Origin of the sequence: Qipengyuania nanhaisediminis (assembly GCF_900115585.1) — a bacterium.
Classification (GTDB): Bacteria; Pseudomonadota; Alphaproteobacteria; order Sphingomonadales; family Sphingomonadaceae; genus Qipengyuania; species Qipengyuania nanhaisediminis.
The window spans coordinates 1-11,114 of the sequence record NZ_FOWZ01000010.1 but is presented as its reverse complement, the minus strand read 5'-3'; the positions used below and the strand labels follow the sequence as shown (position 1 = coordinate 11,114).

At 53.7% G+C, this 11,114-nt stretch carries 8 protein-coding genes and 2 pseudogenes; 6 read left to right on the top strand and 4 right to left on the bottom strand.

The genetic code is table 11. The features are described 5' to 3' along the window. The 4 genes and pseudogenes from BM173_RS14310 to BM173_RS14295 all read right to left on the bottom strand — a co-directional run. Positions 1–285, bottom strand: a pseudogene (locus BM173_RS14310) (transposase); the annotation flags it as partial. 366 nt (positions 286–651) lie between these two features. Continuing rightward, entirely contained in the window at positions 652–2,616 is a 1,965-nt protein-coding gene (locus tag BM173_RS14305; RefSeq protein WP_218152659.1) for a polysaccharide biosynthesis protein, read from the bottom strand. A gap of 363 nt (positions 2,617–2,979) precedes the next feature. Continuing rightward, positions 2,980–3,216 carry an HGGxSTG domain-containing protein gene (locus tag BM173_RS14925; protein ID WP_090483147.1) on the bottom strand — a complete coding sequence of 79 codons (237 nt, stop codon included), beginning with the start codon at positions 3,214–3,216 and terminating at the stop codon, positions 2,980–2,982. Between the two features lie 38 nt (positions 3,217–3,254). Further along, positions 3,255–3,809: a hypothetical protein gene (locus BM173_RS14295; RefSeq protein WP_090483146.1), complete on the bottom strand. Its 555-nt coding sequence runs from the start codon at positions 3,807–3,809 to the stop codon at positions 3,255–3,257. 446 nt (positions 3,810–4,255) lie between these two features. Between BM173_RS14295 and BM173_RS14290 the strand changes: the two genes are divergently transcribed. The 6 genes and pseudogenes from BM173_RS14290 to BM173_RS14265 all read left to right on the top strand — a co-directional run. After that, positions 4,256–5,662, top strand: coding sequence for an O-antigen ligase family protein (locus BM173_RS14290; protein WP_090483145.1), 1,407 nt, complete (start codon positions 4,256–4,258; stop codon positions 5,660–5,662). Between the two features lie 69 nt (positions 5,663–5,731). Further along, positions 5,732–6,457 carry a polysaccharide biosynthesis/export family protein gene (locus BM173_RS14285; RefSeq protein WP_090483144.1) on the top strand — a complete coding sequence of 242 codons (726 nt, stop codon included), beginning with the start codon at positions 5,732–5,734 and terminating at the stop codon, positions 6,455–6,457. Further along, on the top strand, positions 6,454–8,598 hold the full coding sequence (locus BM173_RS14280) for a GumC family protein (RefSeq protein WP_090483143.1): 2,145 nt from the start codon (positions 6,454–6,456) through the stop codon (positions 8,596–8,598). Before BM173_RS14285 ends, BM173_RS14280 begins: the two co-directional genes overlap by 4 nt. A gap of 20 nt (positions 8,599–8,618) precedes the next feature. Further along, entirely contained in the window at positions 8,619–9,794 is a 1,176-nt protein-coding gene (locus tag BM173_RS14275) for a hypothetical protein (RefSeq protein ID WP_090483142.1), read from the top strand. A gap of 334 nt (positions 9,795–10,128) precedes the next feature. After that, on the top strand, positions 10,129–10,350 hold the full coding sequence (locus tag BM173_RS14270) for a hypothetical protein (protein ID WP_090483141.1): 222 nt from the start codon (positions 10,129–10,131) through the stop codon (positions 10,348–10,350). 479 nt (positions 10,351–10,829) lie between these two features. After that, positions 10,830–11,114: pseudogene (locus BM173_RS14265) on the top strand (transposase); the annotation flags it as partial.

Genomic DNA, 11,114 nt, shown 5'->3' with positions numbered 1-11,114 from the left:
CCCGCTTGGCGGCGGGCGTCAGAACTTTTTTGCCAGAAGATCCTTCAACGCGGCCTGGTCCAACATGGCATCGGCGAGCAACCGCTTCAGCTTCGCGTTCTCGCTCTCGAGCTCCTTCAGTCGGCGGGCATCGGACACCTCCAGCCCGCCATACTTCGACTTCCAGTTGTAGATCGTCGCTTCCGACACTCCGTGTCGCCGGGCCAGGTCAGCGGTCTTCGCACCCGCCTCAGCCTCCTTCAGCACACCGATGATCTGCTCTTCGGAAAACCTCGTTCTCTTCATCTCGTCCGTCCTTCTGTAAGGGCCGGACTCTAATCCAAATTGGAGGAAAATCAGGGGGTCACGTCACATGGTCACGCTTACTCTCCGGACGGTTGAGAAAGATGCCATGCAAATTTGGCATTCCGACGAGCTTTAGGCCCGTTTCTTCCTCCAGTTCTCTTGCTAGAGCGGTCTAGACAGTTTCGTTGGGCGCTACGCCGCCCGGGAATTGCTATCCGCTGGTGTACGTGTGCCTTACCAGCAAAACCTCTCCACTATCATTCAATACGACAGTGCGGACCCTTGGAGACAAACCCCGGGTTGCTCGAAAGTATAAGTGGAGCATCTTACACCAAACTTTCTCGGCGAGGCCTTTGCGGTTGGAGCTCATTGGCTTGCCGGGTTTGGTTTAACCTGCTGGCCGGCAAGCGCTAATGTCTGCGTGGCTTCCCAAACCAAATCAAATAGACGATCCTGTAGTGGTGAATACTCAAGCGGCAAGTCGCGCAGTATGTCGTGTATCTCCGGTAGATTGAACGACTTGCAAGCTTCGAGCAGCCTATCAAGCAGTGGCAAGAGTTTGTCAGGCGCCATTGAGATTTCTTTGGCGGATAGGACGCGGGGGTGTTCTGTCGCTTGCGGATCGTTCCCAATCAGCAACTCTTCAAAGAGCTTCTCCCCTTTTCGCAGTCCTGTGAAACATATCGGAATATCGCCCTTTTCCTGGACGACTTCGTGAGTATCATTCACAAAATATGGCGTGAGGCCATGTAATTTCACCATGGTCACGGCCAGGTCTGCAATCCTGACTGGTTCGCCCATATCAAGAACGAAGACATCGCCACCCCTTGCCATTGCGCCGGCCTGAATCACGAGTTGGGATGCTTCAGGTATTGTCATAAAATAGCGAGTGATATCGGGGTGCGTCACCGTTAAGGGGCCGCCTGCTTCGATCTGTGAACGGAACCGGGGAATGACTGAGCCCGACGATCCGAGCACATTGCCAAAACGCACCATTGAGAAGTTGGTTGAGCCCCCTCCTTTTGCGAATGCCTGACATATGAGTTCAGCGATGCGCTTGGTGGCACCCATTACGTTGGTTGGCCTGACCGCCTTGTCAGTCGAAATCAGGATAAAGTTGGCTACGTTATTTTGGAGTGCCAACCTTGCTATGGTCAGGGTGCCGAAAACATTGTTGCGGATCCCTTCAACGACGTTCTCTTCCACAAGAGGTACGTGCTTGTAGGCAGCTGCATGATAGATCGTTTCAACCTTAAATGCCTTGATCGCCGCCTCCAGCCTCTTGGCATTCTGGACTGAGCCGAGCACGGGAATGATCTTGGCCGATGATGCAATCTGATCGGCCATCTCTGAGAGCTCTTGTTCGATTGTATAGAGCGCAAATTCAGAGATCTCGTACAGGATCAACTGCCTTGGTCCCTGGCCGAGAATCTGACGACATAGCTCGCTGCCAATCGAGCCACCGGCTCCTGACACCATGACGACCTTATTGGCGATATTCCTCTTTAGCAGTTCCGCGTCAGGGGCAACCGGGTCGCGGCCCAGTAGGTCCTCAGCCGTCACATTGCGCAGTTCGGAAATCTCAGCCCTGCCGCTAATTATGTCTGAGAGACCGGGGATGGTTTTAACTTCAAGGTCTAAATCCTCGAGCGAGGCGAAGATTTCGCGGCGCCGGGAGTGGCTGAGATTTGGCATTGCCAGAAGAACAACCTCAAGAGCCCCGCCATCAGCGAGCCTTGGAATTGCCTGTGGAGAGTAGACAGGGATCCCGCTGATCGTGAGTTTTTGCAGGCGCGGATCGTCGTCCACGAAAGCGATGGGAGCGTAATCACGCCCATGGAACAGTGAGTTGACCAGTTCAAGGCCGGCCTCTCCCGCGCCATAGATGACGACTGGTCTTTTGCTCACCTGCATGGGCTTTCGGAAGATTTGACGAACCACGAATCGAATCCCTCCAATCGCGAGAAAAAGAAGAACTCCAGAGATAATGGGCACAGATCGCGGAATGCCAGCTGTTAACAAGTTGCTCGCCACGAACAAGATAATCGCGAAAGCCAGAATACCTTTGGCGATCGATGTCAGGATCTTACCGGTCACAAAGCGAACAAGCGTGCGGTACAGCCCCGTCAGCCAGAAAGTCCCAATCGCCGCTACGGCAGCGATAGAGACCGGCAGCCAAATCTTCAGATTGGATAGGAATTCGAGGCTCTCGAGCCGGATTGTCATCGCTGCCAAGAAGCAGGCGACGATCAATCCAGAATCGACAACGAGTTGAAGCGCTATTTTTTGCCTTCGGCTTACGGTCGAGAGACGCCTAAAGTGGTCAATCATTCAATCTCTTTCGCATAAAACCTTGCTACTCGTACTTCGCTGTTCGCTAAGACATGCGCATGGGGCATGCAACTCCAACCTATGACCTCGCAGGATTCACTGTCCTGAACCGCCTCTCGATCTTACATGACCACGCATTCCCGCGACACACTTTTGACTGGAATTGGCTCCCACATACGTTGCGTGCCTTCCTCGCTTCGCGACCGGGATCGAGATGATCCAAGTTGATCGCGCAGCAGGAGAGTCAAGCCGGATGGAAATATCTCTTGGCGAGAATGATCGAAGCTGCGAGAGGGAGATACGTATGAATTTTGCGGCGTCTGGCGGTTACGCCGTCTTAGTAAGACCTGCCCTCCAATCCAATTATTCAATCTCGCTGAGTGTCTTGCGGAAGTCATCCAGCATCAGTTTGATCAGCCTGCGCTTCCGGACTTCCTCTCGCGAATAGAAGCCATGTTTGAGTGCGTTGTGGTTGTTCTTCGGGGCGCCAGATCCTGCCGCACCACCATGCATCCGACATCGCTTCTTCCCTGAAATTGATGGAGATTTGCATGATCCTCCGGCGCGGGTTTTGGCCCCGCACCGATGACTAGTGAGCATTGGCTCGACCCTACGCGGGTGATTGCCTGAGCCTCGGCTCACTTCTTAGAAGTTTCGAGATTGGCGGACAGAACGGATTTCTCCGAACGATCTCTTACATTCGGATCAGTGGGCTCATTATAGCTCAGCCGCTCGGCATGCTGGCGATCAAGCGTTTTGGCGCTTTTCATGTTGAGCTGACGGCGTTCGATCATGCCTTGGAGAGTGATCATCTGCTTCATGGATGTTTCCATGGCTTTGATTGCGTGCTTCTGGGTGGCATCGCGGTGGATGGGCAGCTCGCTCTGGTTCAAGGCCCGGGAATGACACGCCACGATGACCTCGTGGTTGGTCAGTATCTGGACCGCCAACATTCCTTCGAGGGCGTTCGCGGGTGAGAGGTCAATGAGAGATATGATGACTGCCCTGATATAGTTGTCCCGTTCTTCGCGCGACATGGGCAAAACCGACCAGCGACACACGGCGGCCTGCATAACCAGCTTCAGGAAACCCTCGCGGGAAAGGCCTCCAGGTACTTCGAGCGCAATCTCGTCAAATAGCGCCACTGCCCTGGAGTAGGCTTCCTCGTGCAATTTGATCTCATCATCATCCATCGGTTCCTCCTGAATTAGGATCAGGCCGGCGATGATACGTCTGCAGGAAAGAACTTTGGATCGGCAGCTAAAGTGCGGAAACTAATAGCGTAATTAAGATCTGTGATTCATTTTGAGGTCGCCGGAGCGCAAAATTTTCTTATGTGTCTTGAGTGATTCGGTCAGAGACCTAGGTTTTTGACGGTGGGAGCGGCATTCTACTGTGTATGGGGTTGTTTTGGTCTTTGCCTGCGGTTCTGCCCCTCGTTCAAAGGAAAACAAGCACAAAAATGCCAATCAAAGGTCGGGGGAGGGGGGGGGCATGAGATTGGAGTGGGGCAACGGTCATCGCGCATAGCATTGCGGATTTGCGCCAGTATGGGCTTGCAATGTCGAGGCGTTGGCTCCAGTCGCGTTCCACACAATTTTGAACGCATGATCTAGCTTGCGAAGGTCGATAGAATTTGATGGCCAACGGCACCAGCCACCGCTCCCCTTCACGATACGCTGCAATTAAGCCCACCAACCGGTGGATTTTCCTAGCGCTCTTGGCCGGTGTGGCTGCCTTTTTAGGAGGTGCCTCACGCTATGACGCAATCCAAATCGTGCCGCTGCGCGCGTTGTCGGGCTTGCTTCTTATACCAGCGCTCTATTACCTCGCATGGCACGAACTCAAACGAGAAGCGGCGCTCGTCACTCTCTTTGGCTTATTCGTGATGGTTGTTGGGTTGCAACTTGCTCCGCTGCCTCCTGAAATTTGGCATGCACTTCCCGGCCGTGACGCAATCGAACAACTGGACGGTGCATTGGGCTTTGACGATGTCTGGCGCCCACTCTCCTTGGCACCCATGCGAACATGGAATGCTTTCGGCAGCTTAGTCGTACCAGCGGCAGGGCTCCTGCTGGCGATTGCTCTTAGAGCAAGTACCCGGGATTTACTTCAAATTGTCGCTGGATTAGGGATTTTGAATGCAGCGCTGGGTTTGCTGCAAGTCATTTCGGGACGGTCCAGTCCCCTTTATTTTTACGAGCTCACCAATTGGGGCTCGGCTGTCGGCATCTTTGCAAATGAGAACCATTCGGCAGTCTTCGCTGCCTGCTCGCTGCTGGTTGTAGCTAGGCTTGGTTTAGAGGCTCGAATACAGCGTGGCGCCAGATGGTTGAGCATATTCTATCCTGCCTCCTTCTTCTTAATTGTCCTCGTAGCTTTGGTTAGTGGATCGCGTGCGGGGTTTGTCGCATGCTTGGGAGCTGCCCTCATTGCGGTAGTGATGATCGGTGTGTCGCCAGCACGCCGTAGTGAAAATCCCCCCCCTGGTCGGCTAAGGCGTTGGAGCGAACAGCGCCCGTACCTGGTTGCGGTTGTACCGCTCTTGATATTGGCCTTGACCGTTGTTGGATTCGTAGCTCTTGGCCGGGCGCCCGCCTTCAGCGATATCCTGGCGAAAGACAGTTTTGCCGATTTGAGATGGTCGATCCTGCCCGTCATTTCCGAAATGCTCTCGACACATTGGTTGGTCGGCTCAGGTTTCGGCTCGTTTGAACAAGTCTACCACATCTACGAGCCGTCTGAACTGCTGATGCCACGTTACGTAAACCAAGCGCACAATGACTGGTTGCAATTCGTCATCGAAGGAGGAGTGATAGCGGGGGCCTTATTGGCCGGACTGACCGTTTGGATGGTACGATCATTGTCGAGATCATTTCATGTTCGCATGGGGCCTGTCTTCGGTATCTTCTGGATCAGCATTTTCAGCATTATTGCTGCCGCATCCCTGGTGGACTACCCCTTGAGAACGCCGATTTTCCAGCTAGTACTGATTTGGCTCCTACTCGCCCTTTCGCGCGACCATCGTGACGCGGAAGACACATGAATCGTCGGGAGAATCCTTCGGACAATAAACCGACTTTCCCGTCATCAGAATTGCGCTAAGGCGCCCAGCATGAAGAGAATACTTGTAGTGAGAGAGTTGAGAACGGGTTTTGCCGGCCTGGTGGTCGCCCTTGCGTTGTCAGGATGCGCGACCGACCGCACCTACGGTACGGCGCCGGGGATCGAGATAGCGCAGCTCGAAGAATTGCCTGCCCCGCGAATTGAGAACCTCTACGTCATAGGTCCCCAAGAGGCTTTGGAAATTGAGGTTGTTGGTGCGGAGCGGCTGAGTGGTACATACCTCTCCGATGGGCTCGGGCGAATTTCCTTCCCCTTGCTAGGTGTGCTCGAGCTAGATGGTCTTCCGCCCAATGAGGCAGCGGAGTTGATCGCAAATTCTTTGCGCGGAACTTATCTGCTGAACCCTGAAGTGCGTGTACTGCCTAGCGAGATCCCGCCACGCACGGTTTCGGTTGGCGGACAGGTAAACAAGCCGGGAGAATATCCTGTCCCTGTCCGGCAATCGCTTTTGCGAGTTGTGAACCAAGCTGGTGGACTGGCAGAATACGCCGATTTGCAGGATGTTTTGGTTTTGAGGACTGTTGCGGGCCAGCGGTACATAGGGGCCTATAACATCCAAGCTATCCAACGCGGCAATTATGCAGACCCAACACTTTATCCAAATGACATTGTTATCGTGGGGGACTCTCCTGCGCGAAGGCGTCTTGATAATATTTTGCGCTTTGCGCCCCTGCTTTCGACCTCTGCAATTTTGATCGATCGGATTGGGCGATGAACAAGATCGACTTCGCAGGCCCGGCTGGCGTGGAGCATGATGGTCGCCGCCAGATCGCCGATGATGAAATTGGTAGTGGCGCGTCTTTCGCGTTGGATCTTGAGCGCTACTGGCATGAGGCGCTCGGACTAAAGTACTGGCTTGCCGGCATTATCGCTTTGGGCATCTTGCTGGGCATTTTGGCGACTCTTCTTGCCACACCTCTCTACATGGCCACGTCGCGGCTCGAGGTGTCGCAGGTCACTGCCGATGTGACCAATCTGGATTCTCTCGAGTCAGAGGGGTTGGTCTCGGAGCTGCAGTATCTCAACACTCAGTATGAGCTGCTGGTCTCACAGTTCATGGCTAAGCGCGTCCTTGAGGCAGGCAACTTGTCCAGAGATGAAGAGTTTCTAGAAGCTTTCAATTTCGACGAGGAAGCGAACCTTAACCGATCAATCGAGAGAGTTCTCCTTGAGAACATCAGTATCGATCCAATCACCCAATCTAGTCTCGTGGATGTTAAGTTCTCCAGTCCAAATGCTGCCATTTCAGCTGAGATAGCGAACCTTTGGGCGCAGGAGTTCGTGGCCGCTAATTACGAGAAACGTTTCGGGGCTAACATCGAAGCTCGCGATTTTCTGCAAAGCCAGATCGCAGAACTCAGAGAACGATTGGCGCAGTCTGAGCGTGAACTCGTGGAATACGCGAATGCCAACGAGATTCTGGTGCTTAATTCGGGAGAGGATTCCGGAGCTGAGAGTGCTGGCCAAACCCTTGTCGGTGCCGATTTGCAGGCGCTGAATACGGCGCTTGCGGATGCCGTCGCTGACCGTGTTAGTGCACAGGCTGCGGTAGTCGCTGGTGAGTTTGCTGGAAATGATCCTCGTAACGAATTGCTTACGAGGCTGAGCCAGGCGAAAGCGGAACTCGCTGTGCTGCGTTCCAACTATGGCCCGGAATATCCTGAGGTCGTGGAAAAGCAAGCTGAGGTAAGTTCATTAAGTTCTGCGATTTCGAGTGGCGCTCGTGCTTCGCTTCAGGGTGCCCGCCTGAGGGAGGCCGAGCTGCGCGAACAGATGGAACAGGCTAAGCGCCGCTTCTTGGGCCAGCAGGGGCAGGGCATCAGCTACGGGATTCTCAAGCGCGAAGTTGATACAAATCGCGAGATCTATGCTGCCTTGTTGCAGCGCTTCAAGGAGCTGGAAGCGTCTGGCGCTGGACAAAATAATATTCAGATCATCGATCTGGCAGAAGCACCCGATGCACCTTATGCTCCGTCGCTCATTCAGAACCTTTTGATTGCCATAGTCGGTAGCGTGGTAATTGCCGGAGGCCTGGTCTATTTGCGCGTGGCGCTAAGCCAGACCTTGCAGGATCCCGAGGATGTTCGAAGGCGGCTCGGCCTCCCTCTACTTGGCGCCATACCCCGGAATGACGATGGGCAGATGATTGACAAGGTCGCAGAGCGATCGTCTGATATAAGTGAAGCCTACACTACAGTAAGGACCAATATTAACTTCCTTACCCCGCAAGGTGCTCCGCAAGTGTTGATGTTCACGTCATCAGTCCCTGCAGAAGGCAAGAGCATTTCAACAGTAGGAACAGCAACAAGCTTCGCCCAGTTGGGTAAGCGTACGCTCCTCATCGATGCCGATCTTCGGAATTCCAAACTTCGTAATACCCTCGAGCTTGAGGATTACGACAGGGGTGGTTTGGCAGCGCTGCTAACGAACCAGGAAGTTGATTTCGCGTCGCAAACCGTCACCCTTGACGAGTTCGGGTTTGATATCCTCCCCATGGGTCACACGCCGCCCAATCCTGTTGAGCTCCTCGCCGGAGAACGGTTTGCTCAAATCATTGAGGCCGCGAGAGGCTCATATGATCAGGTCCTTATTGATGGCGCTCCCATGCTTGCTTTGGCGGATGCGATTGAGATGTCCAAGGCCGTGGACGGGGTTATCTTTGTGATTGAGACGGAACGGATCAAGCTGCGTGGCATCGAAAATGCGCTTGGTCGCCTGATACGATCAGGGGCTCAAGTCTACGGCGCGGTTGTGACCAAGGTGAGCCAAAAAAATTCCGCATACGGCTACGGCTACGGCTACGGCTACGGCTACGGCTATGGCTACGGCGATAGCGAAAAAGCCGAAAAGGCGTAGAGGCTAGCGAGGCCCGATCGATGAAATTTGCGAAGCCTCTCAGGTTTACGCTTCTTAGCCTAACCTGTGGTTTTTTAGCTCTTGGCCTTGGCTTCCAGTCTGCGGGGATAGCCTTGACTAGTAAGCAGCCAGAAATAGCGGCCAGACTGTTCCCGCTAAATGGTTTGGCACGAGAGAATATAGCGTCCGAAAAGTACGCATCTTCCGCCGTGCTCTCACAAGAACCGGAGGCTGCGGCGCGAAGTGCTGAGATGTGGGCTCGGCTAGCTTATTTGAAAGAGCCGCTTACCCCGAATTCTCTTGCAATCCTTGCCCTTGCTACAGATCAAGGAAAGGCACGCTCCACGGTAGTTGATCTCGCTTCGACGCTAAACCGTCGGGAATTGACACTCCAAGGTCTCGTTCTTCAAGAGCAGGTCCTAGCGGAGAATTATGGTGGTGCAGTTGGCACTATAGACGAGATCCTACGAGTTCGCCCCGCCAGGTCGGGTGAGCTTTTTCCAGTTTTGCTCTCGGTATTTGTGCAAGAAGGCGCTGTAGAAGAATTTTCACGAGTGCTCGACGGGTCCTCTCCCTGGCACAAGCGCTTCGTCAGTTATGCCATCGGACAACCCAAGGCGCTCGCCAACCTTGTTGAGCTGCGGTCCCGGCAATCTTTTGATGATCAAAAGCTAGACCAAACCTTGTTGCGCAACCTAGTTTCCGGAGGAGATCTCGAAGCTTCGTACGCTCTATATCGTCGATTATCAGGGGAGGGATCCGCCGAGCGATCAAACCAAGTCCTGAGTTGGATCTCTACCTTCGAGCCCTTTGATTGGAGCTTTGTCGACAGCGCCGAATTCCGGGCGCAAACAAGCCAAAATTCAGATAATCTTGAACTATACATCCGCCCTGGAAATGGAGGAACATTCGCCAAGCGGACCATCAGCCCCCCTGAGGTGCCGTTCACGATTTCTGCTACGCATGAGATCCGCCCAAGTAACTTGTCCCAAGATGTAAAACTCGTCTTGACCTGCGTGGGCAGCGGCGAACAGATTATGGAAGTGCCATTTGGTGAGCGCGAGATTTCGCACTCAATCACTAGGCTTCCATCTGGGTGTTCCTACCTTGAGCTCGGGCTCCATGGACGAGCATGGTCGGGAAAATCCGCTCTCAAGGGAGAAATTTCCCCTTTGCTATTGGCTACCCAAATGTGACCGCCTGTCGAAGCTCATGGCTGCAGCGTCGTGCCTCTTAGCTATCCTGCGTCCGTGCTTGTCGGCTTGCTGTGGCGAAGCTGGTAACTGCGCATTTGCGGCAGTTCCGCTCTCAATCTTTTTTGTGGCCGTTTCAAATTTCCTCGGAACGCTTGGAGTTTAGCAGGATTTTAATAATCCAACCCTAGCCGGTATATGCTTGAATCTGATCATCGTTATCAGGGTGTGGCTACTCTTAAGGGGTTGAGTTCCTTGGTGGATCGTAGTATACATAATTTTGAATCGACAGATCAGATATTTGAGCTGTCGCTCAGAGACTAGGAGATTAAACTCGATGAAGAAAATTTTGCTTCCGCTCGCTGCAGTCGCAATGACCGCGACGCCGGCTATGGCTACCGCTGCTGACGTGCAGCGCGCTTCGCAGGCTTCGAAGGAAGAAGCCGAACTCGGTGGTTCCAGCGTGCTCGTTGCCATTCTTGCTGCTGCCGCAGTAATCGCAGGCATCGTTGTCGCCGCAGACGGCGATGACGATGAAGATCTGCCTGTCAGCGTCTAATTCGAAAATATCGATGTAAAGAATGTCGGTCCCATTAGGTTGGGGCCGGCATTTTTTGCATCTCGATCTAATTCGCTACATCATGCCGCGCTTATGAAGGGGAAGTGGTGAGGTCGGACCTGAAGGATATCAATTGAGAGGTCATGCCTATCTTGGGCTCGAAATGCTATCCAAAGGCTACCGGCGGAGTTTGCGATTTTTCAGTCGTCACATTTCGTGAATCGGTGAGACCGCGAGATTAGGTGGTAGCTTGGCCTTTAAGCAAACTTCGAGGTCATGTCATTTCGGATAGGAAACTCTGATACGTTCTGAGGATTCCTTCTTTGAGCGTTATGCGCGGCCGCCAGCCCAGTTCCAAAAGCCGTGAATTGTCTAATAGCTTTCGGGGAGATCCGTCTGGCTTTGACTCGTTGTGACGTGACCCCCTGATTTTCCTCCAATTTGGATTAGAGTCCGGCCCTTACAGAAGGACGGACGAGATGAAGAGAACGAGGTTTTCCGAAGAGCAGATCATCGGTGTGCTGAAGGAGGCTGAGGCGGGTGCGAAGACCGCTGACCTGGCCCGGCGACACGGAGTGTCGGAAGCGACGATCTACAACTGGAAGTCGAAGTATGGCGGGCTGGAGGTGTCCGATGCCCGCCGACTGAAGGAGCTCGAGAGCGAGAACGCGAAGCTGAAGCGGTTGCTCGCCGATGCCATGTTGGACCAGGCCGCGTTGAAGGATCTTCTGGCAAAAAAGTTCTGACGCCCGCCGCCAAGCGGG